27 protein-coding genes are annotated in these 24,921 nt (G+C 52.9%); 10 read left to right on the top strand and 17 right to left on the bottom strand.

Annotated elements, in window-relative coordinates; genetic code table 11:
- Positions 1-39: 39 nt before the first annotated feature.
- A complete protein-coding gene (gene pyrE / locus JGC47_RS16775; protein ID WP_004154792.1) occupies positions 40-681 on the top strand; it encodes an orotate phosphoribosyltransferase in 642 nt (213 codons plus the stop codon).
- A 73-nt stretch (positions 682-754) separates the two neighbouring features.
- Here the strand turns inward: pyrE and slmA are convergent, their stop codons facing one another.
- From slmA to coaBC, 3 genes are all read right to left on the bottom strand, one after another.
- Entirely contained in the window at positions 755-1,351 is a 597-nt protein-coding gene (gene slmA, locus JGC47_RS16770; RefSeq protein ID WP_004154793.1) for a nucleoid occlusion factor SlmA, read from the bottom strand.
- A 113-nt stretch (positions 1,352-1,464) separates the two neighbouring features.
- Entirely contained in the window at positions 1,465-1,923 is a 459-nt protein-coding gene (dut, locus tag JGC47_RS16765; protein ID WP_004154794.1) for a dUTP diphosphatase, read from the bottom strand.
- Positions 1,901-3,112: a bifunctional phosphopantothenoylcysteine decarboxylase/phosphopantothenate--cysteine ligase CoaBC gene (coaBC, locus tag JGC47_RS16760; RefSeq protein WP_169799825.1), complete on the bottom strand. Its 1,212-nt coding sequence runs from the start codon at positions 3,110-3,112 to the stop codon at positions 1,901-1,903. The genes dut and coaBC overlap by 23 nt, the downstream gene beginning before the upstream one ends.
- Positions 3,113-3,309: 197 nt before the next feature.
- On the opposite strand from coaBC, the gene radC reads away from it, so the two are divergent.
- The 4 genes from radC to mutM all read left to right on the top strand — a co-directional run bounded on the left by radC (position 3,310) and on the right by mutM (position 5,616).
- Positions 3,310-3,981: a RadC family protein gene (gene radC, locus JGC47_RS16755; protein WP_004154797.1), complete on the top strand. Its 672-nt coding sequence runs from the start codon at positions 3,310-3,312 to the stop codon at positions 3,979-3,981.
- A gap of 296 nt (positions 3,982-4,277) precedes the next feature.
- On the top strand, positions 4,278-4,514 hold the full coding sequence (gene rpmB, locus JGC47_RS16750; protein WP_004154798.1) for a 50S ribosomal protein L28: 237 nt from the start codon (positions 4,278-4,280) through the stop codon (positions 4,512-4,514).
- Positions 4,515-4,530: 16 nt separating this feature from the next.
- Complete coding sequence (rpmG, locus tag JGC47_RS16745; protein WP_001051798.1) at positions 4,531-4,698, top strand: 50S ribosomal protein L33; 168 nt, start codon at positions 4,531-4,533, stop codon at positions 4,696-4,698.
- 108 nt (positions 4,699-4,806) lie between these two features.
- Positions 4,807-5,616: a bifunctional DNA-formamidopyrimidine glycosylase/DNA-(apurinic or apyrimidinic site) lyase gene (gene mutM / locus JGC47_RS16740; RefSeq protein ID WP_004154799.1), complete on the top strand. Its 810-nt coding sequence runs from the start codon at positions 4,807-4,809 to the stop codon at positions 5,614-5,616.
- Between the two features lie 9 nt (positions 5,617-5,625).
- Here the strand turns inward: mutM and coaD are convergent, their stop codons facing one another.
- Genes coaD through waaA form a run of 3 tightly spaced genes read right to left on the bottom strand, consistent with a single transcriptional unit; the run spans position 5,626 to position 8,150 of the window.
- Positions 5,626-6,102, bottom strand: a complete 477-nt coding sequence (gene coaD, locus JGC47_RS16735) for a pantetheine-phosphate adenylyltransferase (RefSeq protein WP_004154800.1) — start codon at positions 6,100-6,102, stop codon at positions 5,626-5,628.
- Positions 6,099-6,875, bottom strand: coding sequence for a glycosyltransferase family 2 protein (locus JGC47_RS16730; protein WP_004154801.1), 777 nt, complete (start codon positions 6,873-6,875; stop codon positions 6,099-6,101). The genes coaD and JGC47_RS16730 overlap by 4 nt, the downstream gene beginning before the upstream one ends.
- On the bottom strand, positions 6,876-8,150 hold the full coding sequence (gene waaA, locus JGC47_RS16725) for a lipid IV(A) 3-deoxy-D-manno-octulosonic acid transferase (protein ID WP_004154802.1): 1,275 nt from the start codon (positions 8,148-8,150) through the stop codon (positions 6,876-6,878).
- Between the two features lie 367 nt (positions 8,151-8,517).
- On the opposite strand from waaA, the gene JGC47_RS16720 reads away from it, so the two are divergent.
- Positions 8,518-9,531, top strand: coding sequence for a glycosyltransferase family 9 protein (locus JGC47_RS16720; protein WP_004154803.1), 1,014 nt, complete (start codon positions 8,518-8,520; stop codon positions 9,529-9,531).
- Here the strand turns inward: JGC47_RS16720 and JGC47_RS16715 are convergent.
- Genes JGC47_RS16715 through rfaQ form a run of 3 tightly spaced genes read right to left on the bottom strand, consistent with a single transcriptional unit; the run spans position 9,528 to position 12,825 of the window.
- A complete protein-coding gene (locus JGC47_RS16715) occupies positions 9,528-10,625 on the bottom strand; it encodes a glycosyltransferase (protein WP_004154804.1) in 1,098 nt (365 codons plus the stop codon). The genes JGC47_RS16720 and JGC47_RS16715 overlap by 4 nt on opposite strands.
- Positions 10,626-10,627: 2 nt before the next feature.
- A complete protein-coding gene (locus tag JGC47_RS16710; protein WP_004154806.1) occupies positions 10,628-11,755 on the bottom strand; it encodes a glycosyltransferase family 4 protein in 1,128 nt (375 codons plus the stop codon).
- Complete coding sequence (rfaQ, locus tag JGC47_RS16705) at positions 11,752-12,825, bottom strand: putative lipopolysaccharide heptosyltransferase III (protein ID WP_004154807.1); 1,074 nt, start codon at positions 12,823-12,825, stop codon at positions 11,752-11,754. The genes JGC47_RS16710 and rfaQ overlap by 4 nt, the downstream gene beginning before the upstream one ends.
- Positions 12,826-12,985: 160 nt before the next feature.
- Between rfaQ and JGC47_RS16700 the strand changes: the two genes are divergently transcribed.
- Both JGC47_RS16700 and JGC47_RS16695 read left to right on the top strand, forming a co-directional pair.
- Positions 12,986-13,942: a polysaccharide deacetylase family protein gene (locus tag JGC47_RS16700; RefSeq protein WP_004154809.1), complete on the top strand. Its 957-nt coding sequence runs from the start codon at positions 12,986-12,988 to the stop codon at positions 13,940-13,942.
- Position 13,943: 1 nt separating this feature from the next.
- Positions 13,944-15,047, top strand: coding sequence for a glycosyltransferase family 9 protein (locus tag JGC47_RS16695; RefSeq protein WP_004154810.1), 1,104 nt, complete (start codon positions 13,944-13,946; stop codon positions 15,045-15,047).
- 12 nt (positions 15,048-15,059) lie between these two features.
- Here the strand turns inward: JGC47_RS16695 and JGC47_RS16690 are convergent, their stop codons facing one another.
- From JGC47_RS16690 to envC, 8 genes are all read right to left on the bottom strand, one after another.
- The gene (locus tag JGC47_RS16690; protein ID WP_004154811.1) at positions 15,060-16,040 is read right to left on the bottom strand and encodes a glycosyltransferase; all 981 of its coding nucleotides are present in this window, start codon (positions 16,038-16,040) and stop codon (positions 15,060-15,062) included.
- On the bottom strand, positions 16,034-17,278 hold the full coding sequence (locus tag JGC47_RS16685; RefSeq protein WP_004154812.1) for an O-antigen ligase family protein: 1,245 nt from the start codon (positions 17,276-17,278) through the stop codon (positions 16,034-16,036). The genes JGC47_RS16690 and JGC47_RS16685 overlap by 7 nt, the downstream gene beginning before the upstream one ends.
- A gap of 19 nt (positions 17,279-17,297) precedes the next feature.
- Complete coding sequence (locus JGC47_RS16680; RefSeq protein WP_004154813.1) at positions 17,298-18,464, bottom strand: glycosyltransferase; 1,167 nt, start codon at positions 18,462-18,464, stop codon at positions 17,298-17,300.
- On the bottom strand, positions 18,461-19,426 hold the full coding sequence (rfaC, locus tag JGC47_RS16675) for a lipopolysaccharide heptosyltransferase RfaC (RefSeq protein WP_004154815.1): 966 nt from the start codon (positions 19,424-19,426) through the stop codon (positions 18,461-18,463). Before rfaC ends, JGC47_RS16680 begins: the two co-directional genes overlap by 4 nt.
- Entirely contained in the window at positions 19,427-20,473 is a 1,047-nt protein-coding gene (gene rfaF / locus JGC47_RS16670; RefSeq protein ID WP_004154816.1) for an ADP-heptose--LPS heptosyltransferase RfaF, read from the bottom strand.
- A 14-nt stretch (positions 20,474-20,487) separates the two neighbouring features.
- On the bottom strand, positions 20,488-21,420 hold the full coding sequence (gene rfaD, locus JGC47_RS16665; RefSeq protein WP_004154817.1) for an ADP-glyceromanno-heptose 6-epimerase: 933 nt from the start codon (positions 21,418-21,420) through the stop codon (positions 20,488-20,490).
- Between the two features lie 181 nt (positions 21,421-21,601).
- Complete coding sequence (locus JGC47_RS16660; RefSeq protein WP_004154818.1) at positions 21,602-22,528, bottom strand: divergent polysaccharide deacetylase family protein; 927 nt, start codon at positions 22,526-22,528, stop codon at positions 21,602-21,604.
- Between the two features lie 6 nt (positions 22,529-22,534).
- Positions 22,535-23,842: a murein hydrolase activator EnvC gene (envC, locus tag JGC47_RS16655; RefSeq protein WP_033477523.1), complete on the bottom strand. Its 1,308-nt coding sequence runs from the start codon at positions 23,840-23,842 to the stop codon at positions 22,535-22,537.
- Between the two features lie 351 nt (positions 23,843-24,193).
- Between envC and JGC47_RS16650 the strand changes: the two genes are divergently transcribed.
- Positions 24,194-24,625, top strand: coding sequence for a rhodanese-like domain-containing protein (locus tag JGC47_RS16650; protein WP_004154820.1), 432 nt, complete (start codon positions 24,194-24,196; stop codon positions 24,623-24,625).
- Positions 24,626-24,663: 38 nt separating this feature from the next.
- Positions 24,664-24,915, top strand: a complete 252-nt coding sequence (gene grxC, locus JGC47_RS16645; protein WP_004154821.1) for a glutaredoxin 3 — start codon at positions 24,664-24,666, stop codon at positions 24,913-24,915.
- Positions 24,916-24,921: the final 6 nt, after the last annotated feature.

Here is a 24,921-nt window from a genome sequence, read left to right as displayed (position 1 = left end):
CGGGTCGCCTTTTTTTGCCTGAATATTGAGGAACACGACATGAAAGCCTGGCAGCGCCAATTTATCGAATTCGCTATCAACAAGCAGGTGCTGAAGTTTGGTGAGTTCACGCTGAAATCGGGGCGGAAAAGCCCTTATTTCTTTAACGCAGGCCTGTTCAATACCGGACGCGACCTCGCTTTACTGGGCCGTTTCTACGCTCAGGCGCTGGTGGATTCGGGCATTGATTTTGATTTGGTCTTTGGGCCTGCTTACAAAGGCATCCCCATTGCCACAACCACCGTGGTGGCGCTGGCAGATCATCACGATCGCGATGTGCCTTACTGTTTTAACCGTAAGGAAGCCAAGGATCATGGCGAGGGCGGCACGCTGGTTGGCAGCGCGCTGCAGGGTAAAATCATGCTGGTGGATGATGTGATCACCGCAGGAACCGCCATTCGCGAATCGATGGAAATTATTGCAGCCAATCAGGCGACACTGGCCGGCGTACTGATATCCCTCGACCGTCAGGAGCGTGGACGCGGTGCGATCTCGGCCATTCAGGAAGTTGAACGTGATTATGGCTGCAAGGTGATTTCGATCATCACGCTGAACGAATTGATTGCATATCTGGAAGAAAAACCTGAATTGGCCGATCGGCTGGCGGCGGTACGCGCCTATCGCAGCGAGTTCGGTATTTGATGCAATAAAGCCCTGGCGGGCTGACAAAAAAGAGAGTCAGTCCCCGTCATGCGACGGGGCAGCAAGATCAACGTCAGATTAATTGTGCGGCCATTAGCGGCCAGCGCGCATCAAAGTCAACGGTGGGTCGATAGCGGAATTCGGAACGAACAAAGCGCGACAGTAACCCTTCACAGAATGCCAGCAGCTGAGTGGCCAGCAGCGCTTCGTCGGTAGTGAAGCCTTCACCCTCACGCATTTTTTTCTCGCGCATCACCTGACGCAACTGCATCTCAATTCGCTCAAACAGCTGGTTAATTCGCCCCTGCAGGCGATCCTGTTCGAACATCAGCGCATGGCCGGTCAGAATACGTGTCAGACCGGGATTCAGTTCACCAAAGCCTAATATCAACTGGGTAATCAGGCGCAGGCGGGGCATCGTCTCTTTTTCGTCTTTCAAAATCAGATTGATGCGCGTGATCAGGCTGTCTTCGATAAACTCGATCAGGCTGTCAAACATCTTGGTTTTGCTGGGAAAATGCCGATAAAGTGCCGCTTCAGAGACCCCAACACTCGCCGCCAGCTTGGCGGTGGTAATACGTTGACTGCCATCACTGGACTCCAGCATTTGCGCCAGTGCCTGCAAGATTTCTTCGCGACGATTCCCTTTCGCACTCTTTTTTTCAACCATCTTTTAAAAGACCCCTGAAACATCACCATAAACGGGCAAAAGCCCACGCAACGCCCGTGAGTTATCGCTCGCGGGAGAAAAAACAGGTTATTGTCGTTACGGGAGCAGTAGAGTTACTGGCGACCGGAGTGGCCGAAACCACCTTCACCTCTTGCGCTGGCATCAAAGTCATTCACCAGATTGAACTCTGCCTGTACCACCGGTACAAAGATCATTTGCGCTATACGCTCGCCTGGCTCGATAGTAAAGGAGTCCTGTCCACGGTTCCATACTGATACCATCAGCTGTCCCTGATAATCAGAGTCGATTAACCCCACCAGATTACCGAGCACCACGCCATGTTTGTGACCCAGCCCGGAGCGCGGCAGGATGACGGCTGCCAGCTGTGGGTCAGCAATATGAATGGCTAAGCCGGTTGGGATTAGCGTTGTGGCGCCGGGCGGTAACACCGTTGCTTCATCCAGGCATGCACGCAGATCCAACCCGGCAGAGCCAGAAGTGGCGTAAGTCGGTAAAGGGAAATCGGTCCCTACCCGGGCATCCAGCACCTTAACGTCGATTTTTTTCATCATATCGGCTGACAATCTCGTCTAATAAAAGTTGGCCAAGGAGTTGCTTATCGCTGAGCGGTAAGATTTTTTCTCCTTCATGCCAAAAAAGGTGAAGGGCATTGGTATCGCTGTTGAAACCCTGCCCGCTTTTGGCAACATCGTTGGCGCAGATCAAGTCCAGATTCTTGCGCGCCCGTTTTTGTTGTGCGTATTCTTCCACATTCTGTGTTTCTGCGGCAAATCCTACTACGTATGGACGGTACTGTTGCATGGTTGCAACCCCGGCAACAATATCCGGGTTTTTTACCATCTTTAGCGTGATTTCATCCCCCTGTTTTTTGATTTTTTCCCCGGCAACCGAGGCTGCACGGTAATCTGCCACGGCAGCGCAGCCGATGAATATCTGCTGGCTGGCCGCCAGGCCCATCACCGCTTGCTGCATTTCCAGCGCCGTAGTGACGTCAAGTCGATTGACCCCTTGCGGAGTCGGTAACTCTACCGGGCCGGCAACCAGCGTCACGGTCGCGCCGCGTTTCGCAGCGGCGGCGGCAATGGCAAAGCCCATTTTCCCTGAGCTATGGTTGCTGATGAAACGTACCGGATCCAGGGCTTCCCGAGTCGGGCCAGCGGTAATCATGATATTAAGATGTTGCAGATCGTTGACGGGGGTCGCCCATGCTGCGGTGTGGTCAACAATGACCAGCGGGTCGAGCATGCGGCCTGGGCCGATATCGCCACAGGCCTGGCTGCCGCTGTCCGGTCCCCAAATCATCACGCCGCGCCGGGCCAGCAGCCGTAAGTTGTCTTGAGTGGGCAGGGCGCGGTACATCTGCTGATTCATCGCCGGCACGATGGCAAGCGGGGCCGCCGTTGCCAGGCAAATGGTGGTCACCAGGTCATTCGCCATCCCGGCCGCCACGCGGGCAATCAGGTCAGCCGTAGCGGGAGCAAGAATGACCAGATCGGCCCACTTCCCCAGTTCGATGTGGCCCATCGCCGCCTCGGCAGCCGGATCAAGCAGGCTATCGGACACCGGATAACCTGATACCGCTTGCAGGCTTAACGGGGTGATAAACGCTTTTGCGGCGTCCGTCATCACCACTCGTACTTCGGCGCCGCGATCGCGCAGCCGACGTACCAGCTCTGGCGTTTTGTATGCCGCAATACCGCCGCTGACGCCCAGTACAATTCGTTTTCCGGTCAGTTCCATCATTTTGCTGTACGCCTTCTGCTTAAGCCTGCCGACATCTTCTTATGCCACAATCTGCCTATTTTACCACAGCCAGCCAGGTCGTTAATTTTGTCCCCTGCCAGCTTTGCGAGTCGTCTCGTAAATTCAACGGATAACCCTGTAAAAGTACTGTATATAATGCCATGCTTTCCCTCATTCAGGAAGGAGAAGCGCAAATGGATGAAAACTGGCTGGGGCTGCCCCCGCGTGAAAAACTGTTGAAGTGCGGCGCATCATCGCTTAGCGATAAAGAGTTATTAGCGATTTTCCTGCGTACCGGCGTGCGTGGGGTACATGTGATGACGCTGGCGCAGCAATTACTGAAGGAGTTTGGCTCGTTACACCGCCTGATGAACGCCCCGCACGATCGGTTTCAGGCTATCTGCGGAGTTGGCATGGCAAAATATGCCCAGCTGAATGCGGTGGCCGAACTGGCCCGACGTTGTTTTAGCTGTCAGGAAGCGCTGGAGGATCAGGTTGTCAGCAGTGTTGAGCAGATGCTGGACTTTTTAAACGGTTCGCTGGCACATCGGGAACGAGAAATTTTCCAGGTGATCTTTTTTGATAACCAACATCGGGTGATTCATACCAGCGAGATGTTCAGCGGCACGCTGAACAGCGTGGAGGTCCATCCACGAGAAATCGTGCGTGAAGCGTTAAAACGTAATGCAGCTGCGCTGATACTGGCGCATAATCACCCTTCTGGGTTGGCTGAACCAAGCCGTGCCGATCGCGATATTACGCTACAAATCGTGCGTGCCTGCTCTCTGATGAATATTCGGGTGCTTGACCATATGGTGATCGGCCGCGGTGAATATGTCTCTTTTGCTGAACGGGGCTGGATGTAAAATTGCGGCAACACCTAAGCCATTTAGCCAGTTAATTTTATTTTACAGGCCCAAATCCGTGCATTTCCCGTGCAAACAGGACGATTGTCAGCGATCCATAGAGATCTTTATCTGTTCGGGACTTGAGCACTTGCTCTTCAGAGCGTATACTACGCCACCTTTGAGAATCTCGGGTTTGGCGTTTGGGCCTGCTCAGCGGGTTCACACAGAACTCGCCTGGATGGGCTATAAGCCTGACGAGGCGGCCAGAACCTTATTTTTAAAGCTCGAGCTGATTTGATTTTTGGAGAATAGACATGTCACGAGTCTGCCAAGTAACTGGCAAGCGTCCGGTAACGGGTAACAACCGTTCCCACGCAATGAACGCGACGAAACGCCGTTTCCTGCCGAACCTGCACTCTCACCGTTTTTGGGTTGAGAGCGAAAAGCGCTTCGTTACACTACGCGTCTCTGCCAAAGGCATGCGTGTAATCGATAAGAAGGGTATTGAGACGGTCCTGGCCGATCTGCGTACCCGCGGTGAGAAGTACTAAGGTAAGGAACTGAAACATGGCTAAAGGTATTCGTGAGAAGATCAAGCTGGTTTCTTCTGCTGGTACAGGTCACTTCTATACCACCACGAAGAACAAGCGCACTAAGCCGGAAAAACTGGAACTGAAGAAATTCGATCCGGTTGTCCGCCAGCATGTGATCTATAAAGAAGCTAAGATTAAGTAATTAATCTCGGTGAATGGAAAACCCGGCTTCGGCCGGGTTTTTTTTTGTTTGCGGTATAGTGATACAGCACCCATTCAGATGTGACGACACAGCAACGGAGGCGAGGATATGCCAGAGTTACCAGAGGTAGAAACCAGTCGACGCGGAATTGAACCGCACCTTGTGGGAGCCACCATTCTGCACGCGGTAGTGCGTAACAATCGTCTGCGCTGGCCGGTTTCTCAGGAAATCCATACGCTCAGTGACCAGCCCGTGATCAGCGTCCAGCGCCGGGCAAAATACCTGTTGCTGGAGCTTCCCACCGGATGGATTATCATTCATCTGGGGATGTCGGGCAGCCTGCGTGTTCTGCCAGAAGATTTGCCGGCGGCAAAGCATGACCATGTCGACCTGGTGATGAGCCATGGCAAAGTACTGCGCTACACCGATCCGCGCCGCTTTGGTGCCTGGCTGTGGTGCGCCGACCTGAATGGCAGTTCGGTGTTATCTCATCTGGGGCCTGAACCGCTAAGTGAGGGTTTTTGCGCTCGGTATCTGTTTGAAAAATCGAGGGGTAGACGCACGGCTATTAAACCCTGGCTGATGGATAACAAAGTCGTGGTGGGCGTGGGTAATATTTATGCCAGCGAATCGCTATTTGTCGCTGGGATCCTGCCCGATCGTCCGGCGATGGCGCTCAGCGAGCAGGAAGCCGGACTGTTGGTCAGCACCATTAAAGCCGTTTTGTTACGTTCGATTGAGCAGGGCGGTACCACGCTGCGCGACTTTTTACAAAGTGACGGCAAGCCGGGTTATTTTGCCCAGGAGCTTCAGGTATATGGCCGGGAAGGTGAGCCTTGTCGCGTTTGCGCTTTGCCGATAGAGAGCAGTAAGCATGCGCAGCGTAGCACCTTTTTCTGCCGCCGTTGCCAGAAATAGGCCACGAGGTCAGAATCTGGCTTTAAGCGCCTGGTAAACCGCCGTCGGCAGGAAACTTTCTACATCACCGCCGTGGCGCGCAACTTCTTTCATCAGGGAAGAGGAAACAAAGGAATATTGCTCTGAAGGCATCAGGAACACGCTTTCCAGCGTTGGCAGCAGGTGGCGGTTCATCTGTGCCAGCTGCATTTCATACTCAAAATCAGACACCGCTCGCAGGCCGCGCACCAGTACGTTAGCCTGCTGCGCTTTGGCAAAGTTGGCCAATAAATCACTGAATCCCACCACTTCAACATTAGGCAGATGCGCGACCACTTCGCCTGCCAGCGCGACTCTCTCCTCAAGGGTGAACATCGGTTTCTTACTCGGGCTGGCTGCGATCGCCAGGACGATGCGATCGAACATCAGCGCAGCGCGTGTCACGATATCGAGATGTCCGTTGGTCATCGGATCAAAGGTGCCGGGATAGATGGCTTTAGTGCTCATGGTCTGCCGTTCCTCGATGCATGATTGAGAGCCCACAGGGCCGTGTATTTGTTGAAGGTATATTGGGCGTTAACCACCGCCAACAGCCAACCCTGTTTGCCATCCAGAAAGCCGGCGCGCAGGATCAGCGTCTTGATAAATGCCCCGGTGGTGTGGCCGAATATGGCCGCAATACCGCAACGCTTACCCTGCTGATGGCGCTGTTTTGCCCATGCTTCGGCGTAGGCAAACTGCTTCCATTGGAAGGCGGAAAAATCTCTGCAGGTGAGATGCAGCAGGTCGCCGCGCAACCGTTCTGTTTTTGCCTGTGCCGTTTCCAGCGACTCGTGGACCTGGTTATCGTTGTAGCGGAACTGCCGTGGGTAAAGACGGATAACGCGGTCCGGGTACCAGCCGCTGTGGCGCATAAATCGCCCGAGAAACAGATTGCAGCGCGCAAGGCTGTATACGACTTCTGTCGGCGGCTGTTGTAGTACCTTATCGATTGACTGCCTCAATTCTGGGGTTATGCGCTCATCGCTGTCGATCATCAAAATCATCGGGTGGCTGGCATAGCTCTGCGCGAGCTGGCGCTGCTTGCCGTAGCCGTGCCATTCGCTGGAGTGATAAACTTTTGCCCCATGACGCGCGGCTATCTGCGGGGTGGCGTCGCTGCTGCCGGAATCAAGTACAATAATCTCATCCGCCCAACTGACCGACTCCAGGCATTCTGGCAGCAACTCTGCCGCATCTTTGGCGATCGTCACCACCGACAGTTTTTGACGTGTGCTCATTTAATGATTCCGCTGTGGCAGATGAGGTTCAAGTAATTGCAGCAGGCGACCCAGCGCGCCCTGGTTCTGATGCAGCACGTCCACCGCGTGGCGGCCATAATAGAGACGATAGTCTTCATCGGTTAGCAGCGTATCAATTTCTTTATTCAGTGAGTCGGCATCGGTGACGGTGATCAGGCCATCGGCCCGTTGCAGCCGGGAACAAATATCCTTGAAATTGAAGGTGTGCGGGCCCATCAACACCGGGATGGCATGGGCGGCAGGTTCTAATGGATTATGGCCGCCGCGTTCGACCAGACTCCCGCCAACAAAGGCCAGGTCTGCAATGCCGTACAGCAACATCAGTTCACCCATGGTATCGCCAATCACCACCTGAGTGCTGCCGGATGGGATCTCGCCGCTGCTGCGCAGCGTGTAGCTGAAACCCTGCTTTTGCGTCAAAAAGCGAGCGGTTTCAAAACGTTCAGGGTGGCGCGGCACCAGAATCAGCAGCAAATTAGGGAAGCGCTCAAGCAGCTTACGGTGCGCGTCCAGAATAATGCTTTCTTCACCTTCATGCGTGCTGGTGGCAATCCACACCGGGCGGTGCGGCGCCCACTGCCGGCGCAGCGTCACCGCGCGCGCTGCCAGTTCTGGCGTCACCGAAATATCAAATTTCAGGCTTCCGGTGACCGCCAGCTGCGAGCGTTTTACGCCCAGGCCAATAAACCGTCCCCCATCTTCTTCATTCTGCGCGGCGATCAGCGTGATGCGCTGCAGCAGACGCTTCATGAACTTACCAATTTTTTGATAACCTCTGGCGGAGCGTTCAGACAGGCGGGCATTGGCAATGACCAGCGGGATTTTGCGCGCATGTAACAGGGTGATCATATTGGGCCACAGCTCGGTTTCCATAATGATCACCAGCCGTGGGCGTACCGTATCAAAGAAACGGCTCATGGCGCCGGGCAAGTCGTACGGCAGGTAAACATGATGAACATCTTTACCAAATGCCGAGCTGGCGCGCTCTGAACCGGTTGGCGTCATGGTGGTGACCACAATCGGCAGATCGGGATAGCGATGGCGTAAAGCCCGCACCAGAGGGATGGCAGCCAGCGTTTCACCGACCGAAACTGAATGCAGCAGAATACCGTCCGGTTTGACCTTACCCGTGCAGAAGCCATAACGTTCAGCCCAGCGCTTGCGGTAGGCAGGCGCTTTGCGGCCGCGTAGCCAGAGGCGAAGCCAGATAAAAGGCTGAAGGAGGTACAGCAAAGCGGTATAAATGGTCGTCATCACTTTGATTTCAGGTGAGCAGAGACTTGCGTCCGGAGATAGCCGAAAAATAATACGGCATGTTAGCAGATAAGTGTGTCCGGCTCACCCTACTTCATCTTACAGAGTCTGACTCACCTTATTACAGCGCCAGCTAGCGCCGCGAGCAAAACTGTCACCACCGTTGCAATCGGGTCAGGCGGGCACCACACAGGGCAAAAAGTTTTTTTGCTTTCGCTGTGCAATTTGGTTATTTGTGCTGTCACAGGGTATAGCAAAAACACACTTTCCCTTAAGGAAGACGCGATCCACGCGCTTTCAAACTGACAGTGAGTCCTTTTTACGCCGCCGGTCACAGCAGGCGAGAGGCATTGAGACCAGTACAGTAATGAAAAATATTTTGATTATACGGCGTGACAATATTGGCGATCTGGTTTGTACCACGCCGTTGATTGAGGGCGCTAAAACCCTTTTTCCTGATGCCAAAATCTATCTGTTAATCAATAGCATGTCCCAGGATGTGGTGAAAAACAATCCGTACATTGAACGGACTTTTATTTACCGCAAGGCCAAACACGCAGCCGGAAAACTGGCGAAGCTGGGCGTTCATTTTGAACGCCTCAAGATGTTCCTGCAATTACGACGTATCCGTTTTGATGCGGCGATTCTGGCTAATCCACAACCCTGTAAATACAGCGTGCGCCTGGCCAAAATGGCGGGAGCGAAGCACATCATTGGCGCGGATACCGGAGACCGGGCGATTACCGTGCCGTTTAGCCGCGCTGATTTTAGCGGGCAGCATCAGGTGGAACTGACTTTCAGCTACCTTTCCGCTCTCTCTGACAAACAGATCCCCATCCCCGAGGTGAGTATCTGGCTGACTGAACAGGAGCGGCAGCAGGCTCTCTGCCGTATTGACGGGCTGCACCCCGGCGTGCGTCCGGGGCTTGGGGTACATATCAGTAGCCGTAGTGCAAAACGTCGTTGGCCGCTGGAACGCTATGTCGACATTATCCAGCGTTATCTGCAGCAAAATAGCCACGGCAGCGTGCTGATATTCTGGTCACCACAAGGTGCGCTGGCCCCGGATGATATTGGCGACCAGCACCGGGCCGAGCAGGTGCTCGCCGCGTGTCATAGCTCGCGCGTATCGCTTTATCCTACCTCGTCGGTACGGGAACTGGTGGCTGCTTATGAATGCTGTGATCGGGTGTTGTGCAGTGACGGCGGGCAAATGCACCTGGCCGCTGCGATGAATAAGAAGCAGGTGGTGTTATTTGGTGATACTGACCGGAAAGTCTGGCATCCGTGGTCCGGTCAGTATGATATCTTGCAGACTCCATCCGGAGACTGTGTTGACGTCAGCGCGGACGATGTCTGGCAGCATCTGAGCCGTCTTTAACCGTTGAGGGTTAAATACTGCTGGCAGATGGGCTGCAGGTCGTAGCTCATCAACTGCTGTAGGTCTATTTCAGGCGGAGAATAGTAGATTTCGGCCATTTTCTCCGCCAGCGAACGACTGCTTAACTCCGCAAGGGCAATGTCCATCCCGGCCCGCTGCAAAATTTCAGCAGGTCCGCCCGGACAGCGCGTGCTGACGACCGGTGTTCCGCACAGTAAGGCTTCCACCAACACGTTACCGAAACCTTCGCTATCCGAACTGAGCACGAGTAGTGCCGCATGTTTAATCAGGGGGTAAGGATTGCTTTGAAAGCCGGCAAATATCACCCGTTCAGCAATACCCAACTGCTCTGCCTGCTTTTTTACCGCGTCGATCTGTTGCTTATCTCCGGTTCCCGCCAACACTAATTTTGCCGGGATGCCTGATGCCGCGTAGGCCTGCAGCAGGCGATCGTGACGCTTGTGCTGATGAAAACGACCAACATGGACCAGGTAGGGTTCCCCGGGCAGATCGAAAGGTTGAGCGGCCTGAGCAAGTATGTTCTTGATATCAAATGGATTATTAATCACCGCCAGCCGACCCGGTAAAATGGGCAGGTTTGACGTTAAATCTTCCGCCACGGCTTTTGAAACGGCAACGATACTTTTACCCTGATAGACGCGGGCGATTTTGCGCTGCTTCAGCCAGCGGTCCAGGCCGCGGCGATGTCCAAGATAGGAAGTGGACAGAATACCGTGGATGCAGAACCACACTTTATCCGCAGGCAGACGCCTGGCACCCGCAACGATGCGGTCGGTTTTGTGCAGATGGGAGAAAATAATATCGTAATCACCGCCCTGTTTTTCGCTTGCCTCAACGGCACGGTCCAGCGCGGCAGCCCGACGCGACAGCTCGGTGAGTTTGCGCCAGGGTAAGCGGCTGTGGCTTTCGACCACCTGATAGTCGATACCTTCAGGGAGCGCATAATGGCAAACATCACGCAGTGAAAACAGGCTGACCTGATGTCCCATTTGCTGCATGCCTTCACACAGTGTCAATACGACTTTCTCGGCTCCACCGCCGGGTAATCCGTCGATAATCATCAGGATGCGCATGGTTATTCCAGAATCTGTTGATAAAGGGAAACCAGCTGTTGAGACAGGCGTTGGGGGCTTGACCCCATTACCTGCTCGCGGGCATGTGAGGCCATCTGACTGCCGCTGGCCTGTTCGGGGAGCGCCATGATGGCGTCACGCAGAGCAGCGATATCAAGAGCATCGCAAATATAGCCATTTTCGCCAGGACGAATAAACTCGCTGCCGCCACAGCTGGTGGAGGTTATAACCGGTAAACCGCAGGCCATCGCTTCAAGGATCACATTCGGAAAAGGGTCATACAGGGTCGGTAGCAGCAGCCCGTCTGCGGCCTGATACCAGGGACGCGTATCCGCCTGCATGCCGGCAAATATCACCCGATTGGCGCAGCCCAGTCTGCTGGCTAACGCCCGATACTGCCGTTCCGCTTTGTCTTTACCCACTACCACCAGATAGCGGTTAGTCCCAGCCAGCGCACGCATCGCCGCTGCCAGCCCCTTACGTTCAAAACCGGAACCGACATAGATAAGCAGGCTGGCATCAGGCGGCAGGGAGAGCTGCTTCCTGAGCTGCCGACGCTGCTGCTCATCCACCGGAATAAACTGAGCGGTATTGATCGCGTTATAGATGACGTGAATTTTGTCGCTGGCGACGCCGAACCGCTCGATGATCTCCTGCCTGACCATGTGCGCGTTGCAAATCACCGCTTTCAGTTCAGGAGCCTGATACATAGCCCGCTCAGCCTCCATCACGTAGCGATGGTAACGGTTAGCCAGCAGCAGCTTCTGGCGCCAGGCAGGGAGCAGTCGGCAGCGCTGTTCCAGCCAGCGCTGGTGGACACCGTCTCCGGCTCGATAGATATCGCAACCGGCAATACGCTCGTGGCTCTGAACAATGTCGAATTTTTCTCGCTGCCAGAGTGCGCGCGCAGCGCTGGCAAAGCCGCGCTCGCGACTGATGCGCCCCCATTTCATCGGGTTGCACAGGTGCAAATGCCAGTTATCCTGACGTTGACCCTGCCACTGACGGGTGATCACGTTCAGATCCAGCGCCTGCTGATCAAGGGCCTCCAGCGCGCGGGCGATAAAGCGCTCAGCGCCGCCGTCCGGACGGTATTTCTGCCGGACTATCGCCAGCCGAATGGGTTTCATGCTAATAATCTCCTGGCCGCGTTCAGTACGGTTTCTACCGGGATAGCATCAAGATAGCGCTCTGAGGTTTTGGTATCGACGCTGTCCGGGTCCGGGAGTGGGGCGAAATCTCCCGCCCAGATCACCTCGCCGTTTACCTGCCACGGCCGCCAGAACACCAGTTTTGACGGGCCAAACAGCGCGATGCAGGGGGTTTTAAGCGCTGCGGCCATGTGCATCGGAACCGAATCCACGCCGATAAACAACCCGGCTTCGTCAATCAGCGCCGCCAGCTGATTCAGCGTTAGCTGGCCGGCCAGTGAAATCACCTTGTCGTCTGACGATAACAGGCTGATGATGTTTTTAACCATGCCAAGCTCTTTCGTATCGGGACCGGAGGTCAGCACGATGGTATGTCCGTCATCGCGCAGCGACTGCAATACGGCGGCAAATTTCTCTTCGCTCCAGCATTTAAAAAACCAGCGCGAGGTGGGCTGTATTACGATGTATTTCTCTGTGCCGTTGAGCAACCGCTGTACCGCATGTGCATCGTCCGGGCTGTAATGCATCCCCACCGTGCTGTCGATAGCGGCAAGATTCAGCGGGTGCAGCAGCGACAGATTTTGCTCAACGGTATGCATAGTCTGATGTTGATCGGTGGCAACCAGATGCGTATGGCAACGCTGCCAGAGTCCCCCCTGGCGTTTGGGGAAATCAAAGCCCAGCCTGACCGGAGCGCCAGTAAAACGCGTGATTATCGCACTGCGCCACTGGTCAGCGAGATTAACAACCACATCATAACGTTGTTGTCTCAGGATTTTTAGCAGCCGCCACTCCTGGCCAAGCTGAAAACGTAACCCTTCTTTCTTCCACGTACGGTCGATAGCATAAATCCGGTGAATATCCGGATGACAGGCGAGCATGGCCCGGGTTTCTTCATACAGCAGGACGTCGATTTCCGCTTCAGGCCATGCCGCCGTTAACGAGCGGATCACCGGAGTGGTAAGTAGCATATCGCCGTGGTGGCGGAATTTGATCACCAGGATGCGTTCAGGCTGGTGGGAAGAGGGCGGCAGGTGCGGACGTTTCATGCTATATCGCTGTTCAGTAAACCAGCCACTGATTCTAAAGCAGTCCTGTTAGCGTGACCAGCACCGCAACAGCAGCCTTAATGAATGGCAGAATAATTTTGCGCAATCGGCGTTCGCTACGTAACATAACCCGCATCTAAGCCACCGTGCAGGAAGGAAAATGGGTAAGCCCGCGTTTATCATCACCATCGATACCGAAGGCGATAACCTTTGGCAAAATCATGATCGGATCATGACGGAAAATAGCCGTTTTTTGCCGCGTTTTCAGCAACTGTGTGAGAAATATGCTTTTAAGCCCACCTGGCTGACCAACTACGAGATGGCGGTCGACCCGGCATATGTTGAGTTCGCTCGCGATGTTATCGCCCGTGATAGCGGTGAGATAGGTATGCACCTGCATGCCTGGAACAGTCCACCGCTGTATGATCTGACAGGCGATGACTGGCGGCATAAACCTTACCTGATAGAATACCCGCAAGATAACATCAGGGAAAAAGTCATTTATATGACTCGCCTGCTGGAAGATAGTTTACAGGTAAAAATGCGCAGCCATCGGGCGGGGCGCTGGGCGTTTAATGCCTTTTATGCCCGCTTACTGATTGAGCAGGGATATCAGGTGGATTGTTCTGTTACCCCGCGCGTAAACTGGCAGTTTTCCCCCGGAAACCCCGAAGGTAACGGCGGCACTGATTACCAGCATTTTCCCGATCGCGCGTATTTTATTGATGAACAGAATATTGCGAAAGCGGGGAACTCTGCGCTGCTTGAAGTCCCGATGAGCATTCAATACAAGCATCCACCGTTAATGAATCAGCTTAAAACGGTCTACGATCGTCTGCGTGGTAAGCAGCGTAGCCCGTCAGTGCACTGGCTGCGCCCGATGGGCGGGAACCTGGCGCAGATGATTCAGGTTGCGGAAAAAACGCTGTCCAACGGCAGCGATTATGTCGAGTTTATGCTGCACTCCTCCGAGTTTATGCCCGGCGGTAGCCCGACATTTAAGACGGAGGCCGACATTGAAGTGCTGTATAACGATCTGGAGCAGTTATTTGACTGGCTGCATATAAGAACAGTTGGTATGACATTGGCAGAATATTATCAGGAAAAAGTGAATTAACATGTCGAAGAAATGGAAGATTAATCTCACAAATTGGTTTCTGAAGAAATATACCGCTAAACATGGACGTCTGGAAAACAAGGAGAACTTCGACGCTGCCCTCTCGTTCGATAATATCGTCATCTATTCGACCACCGCACTTGGCGACTTTATGTTCAATACGCCAGCGATCCGTGCCATACGTGAAAGATATCCGGATGCACATATCACTTTGGTGGTTCATGAAAAAAATCGTGAGCTGGTGGAGGGGGGAAAAGACTATAACCGTGTCGTTTACTGGAACAGTAAAATAAAAACTCTTATGCCACTACTGAAGTCGTTGCGTCAGCATCAGCCCGACCTGGCGATTATTCTGCACTCACACTTGCCGTATGACGTTATCAGCGCGATTATGGCCGGTGCCAAATACGTGATAAGAGATAACTACAGTTCGGGGATCAGCGGGCTTGAGCAATGGCTGACTAACTACATTTTCCATTACTACGGTCATTTCATCCGTCGTAAACTTGAGTTAATTTCCATTCTGGGATGCCGTAGCGACGATCCCACTATGTTCATTCCTGCCCCTTATCGGGCGGCCATCAGAAATCCTCAGAAAACAACGATTGGCTTCCAGCTGGGTGCTTCAACGGAATCTCGCTGCTGGCCCGTTTCACACTACGTCACACTCGCGCAGCAGCTGGTTGCACAGCATGATAACGTGCAAATCGTGCTCATTGGCGGCGGCGGTGATGAAAATAAAGCCCGGCAATTTATGGCTCAGGTGAATGAGCAAACCCGCACCTTTACAGACGACCGCATTGGTAAAACAGGATTACAGCAACTGATTACGCTGATTGACGGTTTTGATGTACTGATTACCGGTGATACAGGGCCGTTGCATCTTGCAGTGGCATTGAAAGTAAAAACCATTAGCCTGTTTGTGACCGCCGATCCGCGTACCACCGGGCCGATCCAGGATAACGACCTTCATTGTATTATTCACGCTTCCCGGAGCGGGTTTACCATGCCATTGGAAGCAGAAAGCCCCGTTGGCGTGATCCAGCCTCAACGCGTGTACGACGAAGTCGTGAGGTTTTCAGGACTGCATTCAAAGGCATCCTGACGGCTTAACACACTATTTTTTGCAAAACAGACGGATTTTGGACAAGAACATATCCACCTGAGGATGGCGCATTTGCCAGATCTTTTTTGCCGGCACCGAGGTGCCAGCGCAAATGCGCGCTGCCTGCTGCAACGTGGCAATGGTCCGTTTATTATAGTGATAGTAACCATAAACTGCCTTAGTGAGACTCTTTACTTCACCAAAACAATTAACGATCATCATCGCGGCCAGGTTTTTTATTGCACTATTTTCTGTGTTTTTTGCAGCGTAGCGATCCATTTTATTTATCGCAAAAAGCATATCCTCAATATCTTCAGGTTTCACATTCCGGGTAATTCCCTGAGAGTTGTCACGATAGAAATAAAGCGTATGATCGAGATGAGCCATCCTTTCACTTTTAAAGTAAATGAACGGTGTAAATATAACATCCTCGTAGCGCCGACCTGGTTCAAAACGCTCCTCATTTAACAGTTCACGTTTATAAACCCTGTTCCACAGGTGCCACATCGATTGGCTGAAAAGGGGTTCCAGACAGCTTACGCCCTTCTTTTCAAAGCCGTATTCATTGATGCGAATGCCCTCTTCTTGATGGATTTCAGGTGGATTATCAGTAAAGCGGTGATAATCAAAATCGAGAAGATCATACTGGCCAGAAAATAAAACGGGTTTCAGTATTTCAACATAGTGGGGGCTTAATACATCGTCCCCATCAAGAAAAGTGATATAGCGCCCGCTGGCGTGTTGCAATCCGACATTGCGTGTACTCGCAATGCCGGAATTCTGTTGTGAGAAATAGCGCACCCTTGCTTCAGGGTAGCGTGCAAGGCATTGTGACGCCAGACAGGCAGAATTATCTGACGATCCGTCATTGATTAAAATGACTTCAATATCATTATCGATTTGGCTGAATAAAGATTCAAGGCAGGGGATAAGAAACGCTTCATTATTAAAAAATGGCACAATAACGCTGAGCAACGGGGGGGAGGTTAACATATGGGTTGCTCCGCCACAGTTTGATTTTTTTTCATGGAAAGGATGCTGGCGATAATCGCTAATAAGAACGTTGCAGTCGCCTCGGTACTGAAGAAAATAACATCACTTAATCCATAGATGATCATCGCCACAGTCAATCCAAACAGCATCGCATTACGCGACAGCCTGAAAGCAAGTACTGTCAGGCTGCCATAAAACGCTAATAGCAGAACGACTCCCCAGATCCCTTTCAGTGACCAGGTTTCAAGAATTTCATTATGCATATGCACGGTCAGGTAGCGTTTGGCATTATAGAGTTGTGGGTCAGCCTGAATGATTCTCATTGCCTCACTGGCACGTTGTTCTGCAGATTGACCCAATGGCGCCTCGCTACCCGTGCGGATTGCGACCACCTGCATCCATACGCGTGAGAATACCGAATTCTCTGCTTCAATATCATTGATGGCTATAATATTTCTTTCAAAATCATGTATTCTGCTCATCACCAGGTCTTTAAATACCAAACTGGTTGAGGTAAGGAGTACAGGGACTAACAGGATTACAGCGATCTTATGGCGTACGGTAATAATGTTTTTTGTCACAATTACCGTAAGCAGAATAAGGGCCGGGTAAGCTATCATTGCAGCTCGGGTGCCGGTGAGAATAATGGCGGAATAGCTAAGAATAAATGCGGCGATATAAAACCCAAGGCGATAGCGGATTTTAAGCATCAAAATCGACTGCATCATAACCAGGCTAATGGCCGTAAGCAGATAGGCGACTATCGTCGTGCGGTCGAAGTTTAGCTCGATTCTGGACTGAAGTAGCCACAATCCCTGATAGAGCGCGTATGTGTTAACCAACAGCCCAACGGCTACACTCACCACAAGGGTTATTTTCTGCATGGCAAGACGCTCGTTCAGCGCGACCAGACTCACCACCGACATGGCGCTAAACAGGCGTGCAGTCGACATATAAGATCGATATATATCGATATATGCACCCGGTTGCTTAAAAGCAATAAGCCAGAATGTCGTTCCCAAACCGAAAGCGAGAAATGACAACGAAACAACAAGCTTGAGTTTATCCAGCGTGTAATATCTTAGGTTTAAGACAATCGCAATGAATGAAATATAACTGGCAACATAAAAGATATCCCGGCCGAATTTCAAACCGAAAGGGACGGTAGCAAAAGCAATCGCACAACATGTGTAAATCAGGTAACTCAATATGGGCTGCGGACTTTTTTCTGTCAACATAATAACGGCAATCCTAAAATTACTGTCCGGTAAAAAGATTGAGTGTGTTGTCAAACTCTTTTTTAAACATTTCAAAGTTTGATAATTGTACGGAGTAAGTCTGTGCATTAAGGCTTAAATGGCGATATGTGTCTTCCACCATCAACTTCTCTACTGCATCAGCACAATCAATATGGGATAGCAGCATTGGTGGGACCATAGTGTCATTCACCGGATCGTAAACGTCATAGGGAAAATCAACGTTTAACCCTGAAAGTTTGTGATGTTCTGTTACCGACACCTTTGGTGAGATCCCCAGCCCACATACGCCATCACTGACGGCTTCTGGCTGACCATCGACAAGCGGGAAAATAACCGGGACGCCGTAATAGAGAGCCTCCATACAAGACAAGCCGAAAGGCTCAGTGACCGGAGTGCTCATGTAAATATCAATGCGGTTGAAGAAATCAGACACATTATGCTGAAAACCACTGAATGTGACGCGATCGTTTAACTTCAGTTTATCTGCCAGAGTTTCAAAAGCCTCTTTGTCCGGGCCTTTTCCGGCAATTTCCATAATAACGTCATGACCACGGCGGATTAATTCATCCAGCGTCAGCAGTGACACGCTAATCCCTTTCAGGCTGACTAAGCGCGATGCCGTACCGAGTCGCAGCGGTGTGTGCGGTACCTTTGGTTGATGACTTATGCCGGGCGGAGTTTTAATACGGTTAATGACTACCGGGTTCGGGCAGGGCAGGTTGAAACGCAATGCCATGACTCTTTTCGAAGCATGTGAAGCTGAAATGACGCCGTCCAGCATGGAAAAGAAGCGTAGCGTTTTTGCGTTACGAGCATAGCGCCACGAACAACCGTGATCGTAGTAGAGCAGCTTGCCTCGATCAGGTTTGGCAGCCAGCCCGGGGATCAGATCCCAGACAATGATGACATCGGCATTGGCCCTAAATATTTTCCATTGTAACAGATACTTACGCAAAAACTGCGGACAGCGTAGCGTTAACTTATTGCATAACCGGGTAGCAAAGGTCACCTTTTGTTGCGGCATCTGGCGCTTAATTTCTTCACCGATATCATTGCTTACACAGATTACCGCATCGCTGCCATCGGTGGTTTCATTGATGTATTGCAGAAACAGGCGCTCGACTCCACCCATTTTTGCCAAATTGATAATATGGAGTTTTTTCATGCTATAACCTGCTGTAGCGCTGTCTGAACTATCTCAGCGTTAAGTGTTGCCATATTTTTATCAGGTGAAATTAGCGCCTGTTGATGTTTGCCATAGCCGCCAATCAGCCCCGGATCGGTTGGGCCGTACAGGGTAATATTGGGGCGGTCAAGTGCGGCGGTAAGGTGGCTTAGTCCGGTATCGACTGACACCACGGCGCGTGCACCGGCCAGCGTACGTGCGACCTGCTCCAGCGTCAGTTTGGGCAGAACCTCCACAAAGTCAAAGCCCTCTGCCAACCGCAGCGCACGCTGGTATTCATGTCCGGCTCCCCAAGGCAATTTGATGCGCAAACCTGATGGTTGCATCAAAGCGATCAGCTCACGCCAGTGGCTCTCCGGCCAGTGTTTGTTATCGCGGGTGGTGGCATGCAGGAAAACCAGATACTGCCTGGCATCCTCGGGCAATTCCTGAGTAAAGTGCCGGGCGATAGCATAGTCACCGGTTGTTGCAGGTAGCGGATAGTTCAGACTTTTGGCGAACAGCTCGCGGGTACGCTGTACCGCATGTTGTTGTTTGCTGATTTCATAGCGTTTGTCGTACCACCAGCTGGCAAAGGGTTCCCGGGCGCTGCGGCTATCGGCACCATGTTTTATGCCTTTTGCCAGGCGGGTGACCAGCGCTGCGCTCTTAATCAGCCCCTGAGCATCGATGATGGCGTCATATTCACGCGATTGCAGTTCACGTTTAAACTCTACGCGCTCTTCGCGCGTCTGGCTGCCAAACCAGTGCTTGCGCCAGCGGCGTATCGCTACCGGCAGCACGCGATCCACGGCCGGATGCCAGCAAGGGATTTGGGCAAAGCCCTCTTCGACTACCCAGTCGAAACGGATCCCGGGAATAGCTCGCATCGCATCGGTGAGCGCCGGCAGTGAGTGCAGTACGTCCCCCATCGAGGAAGTTTTAATCATCAGGACCTGCATTCAAACTCCTGAAGTGGGGTGAAGCATGGTCAGTTCGGCCATGACCCGTTGTGGCGTAATATCGATCAGGCTCTGGTGATAGCCTTCTTCAGCATCCCCTTTGCGCAGTTTGTGATAGCCGGTAATCAAACGAATGACCCGTGCTTTCTCAGACAGCGGCGGGGTGAAGTCAGGGCTGCTCGGACCATAGAGTGCAATCAGCGGGCGATCCAGCGCGGCAGCAATATGCATCAGCCCGGAGTCATTGCTGACGATAGCGTGACAGCAGGCAAGCAGGATAACGGCCTGTTCAAGTTGGGTTTCACCGGCAAGATTGCGGCAATGTAGACGTGAGCCCTCTGACAGGCTTGTCAGGATCTGCTGCCCGGTGTCATGGTCTTTGGCAGAACCAAACAACAAGATTTGATAACCCTGTGCGATGAGACGTTGCGCCAGTGCAGCGTAGTGATAGTGCGGCCAGCGTTTGGCCGGGCCGAATTCCGCACCGGGACAGAACCCCACCATCGGCCGCTGGTTATCCAGTTTGAAGGCCCCGATGGTGGTCTGTTTTTCTGCGTCCAGCACCTTAAGCTCAGGGCGCAGCAGCGGCTGCGGCAGATCGTTGGCGCTGCGGATGATGGCTTTGTCATAGCCCAACGCCACATAGCGCTGCACCATCAGCGGGAAGGCGGTTTTGTCCAATACGCGCAGGTCATTCAACAGCCCGTAACGCATCTCACCGCGCCAGCCGGTACGGCGTGGAACGGCGGCGAAAAAGGGCACAAGCGCAGATTTGAACGAGCCAGGCAGCACGATAGCACGGTCATAACCAGTCGCCTGCAACGACTTACCCAGGCGACGGCGTTCAGCAATTTGTAGCGCACCGTGGCCCAGCGGCATCGGCAATGCCTGGTTGACTTCCGGCATGCGTGACAGTAACGGACGGCACCATGCGGGCGCCATCACATCGATGACCGTTTCAGGATTTTCGGTCTTCAGGGTGCGATAGAGACTGTGTGACATCATCATATCGCCGACCCATGAAGGGCCGATAACCAGAATTTTCATCTGCGGACCGCCTCTTACGCGTTACGGTTCAACCACGCCATATAGTCCGCGACACCTTCTGCAACGGTCTTAAAAGGCTTATCGTAGCCCGCTGCGCGCAGTTTGGTCAGATCGGCCAGCGTAAATTCCTGATAACGACCTTTCAGTTTTTCCGGGAAAGGGATGTATTCAATGTCACCGCTCTGATGGTATTTCAGCGCGGCGTCGGCGACTTCCTGGAAGGATTCGGCGCGACCGGTACCGCAGTTAAAGATGCCGGAAACGGCATTTTCCCAGAACCACAAATTCACCGAGGCGACATCTTCCACGTAGATGAAGTCGCGTTTGAAGCCGTCGCTTCCTGCGAACAGTTTAGGATTTTCGCCGTTCTTCAGCTGGGTGTTGAGATGGAATGCCACGCTCGCCATGCTGCCTTTATGCCCTTCACGCGGCCCGTAAACGTTGAAATAACGGAACCCACATACTTGCGACTGCGCTTCTGGCAGAATGTCACGCACGTAGTGATCAAACAGCATTTTAGAGTAGCCGTAAACATTCAGCGGCTGTTCATACTGGCGTTCTTCGATAAAGTCGGCGTTACGCCCACCGTAGGTGGCGGCAGATGAGGCATACAGGAACGGAACCTGATGTTCCAGGCACCAGTGCAGCAGCTCTTTTGAGTACTGATAGTTGTTATCCATCATGTATTTGCCATCCCACTCGGTAGTGGAAGAGCACGCGCCTTCATGGAAAACGGCTTCGACATCGCCGAAGTCTTCATCTGCCAGAATCGCAATCAGGAAGTCTTCTTTATCCATGTAGTCGGCAATATTCAGGTCGACAAGGTTAGCGAATTTAGTGCCGTCTTTCAGGTTATCGACCACCAGAATGTCGGTGAGACCCTTGTCATTAAGCGCTTTAATAATGTTACTACCAATTAATCCAGCACCGCCGGTAACGATAATCATGAGCTATAACCCTAAACAGTGGGGTGAAACAGGACGCTGCACGCGCGAATGGTTGACATCATAACATTTCCTCGCGTCATCGACAGCCTGCGGAATTTGTAACGCGCCTGAGTGTTTATACGACAGGCAGCAATTATTGCGCATGTTGCATCCCCAGGATACACGAGAACACAGCCCCGGTTTAAAAGCTGAACTTCACGGAAAGTTTTCTGCAAGTATCTTGCACCATTTGGTTGTTCTTAATGCTCTCGGTGATGGTGCCCAGCGCCCGCGATGCCGGAACCGGAGCCGCTTTTACAGGGCAAACAGCATCGCCACGGAAAGGATTACGCGGTTTCAGCGGATGTGCTTTGCTGTCTGCGGGCAAAGGGGCCGGGTTAATATGCTGTGTGGCATTGAGCAACTGACTGGGGCGCACCAGGGTAACGTCTGCGGGTAAGGTTGTCAGCATCTGCTGGAGTACCCTGACCGTCGATGGGTGAGGGTGGCCTATCGCAATGGCTGAGCCGTCGCGTTGGGCGAGGCGCACCGCGCGAGTGAACTGTACGCGGATATCCGCTTCATTCTGGCTGTCGTCCAGAAACACCCGACGTTTAACCACCTTCACACTCGTACCTGCCGCTGCGCGGGTGGCCTGACTGTTGCCGATAGTCATGCTGTCCAGGAAATAAAATTGATAGTGATTCAGTACCCGCATCACTTTCTGCATCCCCGGCAGGCTGGAGGTCATCGCGCTACCCATGTGATTATTCAGGCCGACGGCATAGGGTACTGCGGCAGCGGCCTCACGGATAATCCGGCCGATCTCCTCCGTGGACATATCAGGGCGCAGGGTATCTTTCTCCAGCGGCTGTTTGCTCAACGGTGCCATCGGCAGATGGATAAGCACCTCATGACCGCTCTGATGGGCTTTGGTGGCCATTTCTCGTGCGTGTGGCGCATGAGGTAGCACGGCGACGGAAATGGCGGCAGGCATCTGTAACACCTGCTGCTCTTGTGCGGGACGATAGCCAAAATCATCAATGACAATCGAAAGTTTAGCGGCCGAGGCCGGGCTGGCGATAGCGATGGCAATCAGCACCTCGCCGAGTTTTCGCAGTTGTTGCATCAAAACTTATCTTCCTAACCACGGTAGTGGATTGACGGCCTGTCCCTGGCGGCGAATTTCAAAATAGAGTGAAGGTGTGCCACGGCCACCGCTGGTGCCGACCAGAGCAATGGGCTGCCCGGCGTGCACCTGGGTCCCCACGCTGACCAGCGCGCTCTGATTGTAACCATACAGGCTCATATCGCCTTTACCGTGTTCAATCACCACCACCAGACCGTACCCTTGCAGCCAGTCAGCCATGAGGACGCGGCCATCGGCGATCGCTTTGACTTCGGTCCCTTCGGGAGCACCAATCACCAGCCCTTTCCAGCGCAGCTCTCCCTGTAACTGTTCGCCAAAGCGGTGTTCAATACCGCCGCGAACTGGCCATAGCGCCTGTCCCGCTGGCCGCCCAAGCCCGCCGGTACGCGATATCAGGGCGCGCTCGCTGTCGGTAGGTTTATAGGTCGAGCCTTTACTTTTGGCCTGTGCTTCACGCTGGCGTACTTTCTCGGCTTCACGCGCTTCCTGCTCTGCCCGCGCCCTGGCCTCACGTTCAGCTTTAGCCAGCTTATCACGCAGACGAATCTCGTTATGCTGCAGCTCAACCAGCTGCGCCTGATCTTTTTCCAGGGAGGACTCAAGGGTAGTCAGGGTTTTTTTACGCGCCAGGCGTGCCCCTTCCAGTTTCTGTGTCTGCGATTGCTGCTGCGTTAAGAGGGATTTTTGTTGCGTCTGTTTAGCGACCAGGCTGGTTTGCTGCAGCGTCAGGTCGCTGTGCGTCTGTCTGAGCGCCTCAATCGCTTTTTGCCGCGCCTCGTTCAGGTAGCCAAAATAAGCCAGCATGCGTTCGCTACGTTGGCTCTCTTCACCGCTCAGGATGAGCTGCAAACCGCTATGCTGACCCTGACGGAATGCGGCATCGAGCTGCGCGCTAAGGCTGGATTCCTGCTGCTTTTGCCGCTGCTGAAGTTGAGTCATTGAGGCGGCCAGTCCGGCAATCTCTTTATTCAGCGTAGACAGGTTGTCCTGAGTGACGCGCAACTGACGGCTGGCTTGCGCAATTATTTTTTCCTGACTTTGCAGCTGGTCCAGCAATTCGCTGCGCTGCCGTTTTTGCCGCTGTACGCTCTTCTCTTTCGCCGCGATATCTTGCTGAATGCTTTGCAGCTGTGATTTGCTGTCATCGGCTGCCAGCGCAAAAAAAGAGAACAACAGTGCCCCGGTGCAGAGTGCACTGGCGGTCAGGATGGACAAGCTTACACGTTGTGGCAGTGCTTTCACCTGCAGATAACGCGGGGTCCGTGAATGTAACACTGTTACTTTATCCCTCATAGCTGCGGATTATTCCACGATGAACAGCAGCTTACCAGCTGTCTCTCGGTGGTTTTCAATTTCTGGTAGTAACAATTCCGGCCTGACATGCGCAGCAGCGAACATGTTCATGTGGGCAGGCGGACGGTCAATCAGCATGTGCAAATATGTGAGGTTGCGCAACAATTGACCGCTTAAGATCGCTACGATGTCATCACAGGATAACCGTTTTCACTGATGGCAACTTTTTTTTGTCATCTGCCGCAGAAAACATAACTCTGAAGGGCTTCTCGACTGTACATGGCACTCCTGGCAGGTATACTCAGAACCCTTGTTTTAGCTTATTAACCCTTTCGGGAGTTGTTACCCCTCATGCAAGATATTATGCAGTTCGCAGGCAATCACACCATTTTGGCTTTGGCGTGGGTTGTTCTGCTGGTTTTGGTGATCGTGGCCACTGTTAAGGGCATGTTTTCCAAAGTAAAAGCAATTAGCCGTGGTGAAGCGACCCGATTAATTAACAAAGAAGAAGCCGTGGTAGTGGACGTGCGTGGGCGTGATGATTACCGCAAGGGCCATATTTCCAATGCGATTAACGTGCTGGCTGCGGATATTAAAAAAGGTAGCTTCGGCGAGCTGGAAAAACATAAAGCCCAGCCGCTGATCGTGGTATGTGCCACCGGCACCTCCGCTGTCGAATCCGCAGCGCAACTGAGTGCAGCGGGTTTCGGCCAGGTGTACGTGCTGAAAGACGGCGTTTCCGGTTGGAGCAGCGAGAATCTGCCATTGGTTCGCGGCAAATAACCCGCAGAGTCCATATAAACAAATGTTGGAGAGTCAGCATGGCCACCGTTGAAATTTACACCAAAGCAACCTGTCCTTTCTGCCACCGGGCAAAAGCGCTGCTGGACCAGAAAGGTGCCAGCTATCAGGAAATCCCGATTGATGGGGACGCCTCCCGGCGAGAGGTGATGATAAAACGCAGCGGTCGGACTACGGTCCCTCAAATTTTTATTGATGCACAGCACATCGGTGGCTGTGATGACCTGTTTGCTCTTGACGGTCGTAACGGTCTTGAGCCGCTGTTAAAATAGGAAAGG

This window comes from Erwinia amylovora, from assembly GCF_017161565.1.
Classification (GTDB): Bacteria; Pseudomonadota; Gammaproteobacteria; order Enterobacterales; family Enterobacteriaceae; genus Erwinia; species Erwinia amylovora.
The sequence above is the reverse complement of the archived record's forward strand: the minus strand, read 5'-3'. Positions and strand labels throughout refer to the sequence as shown.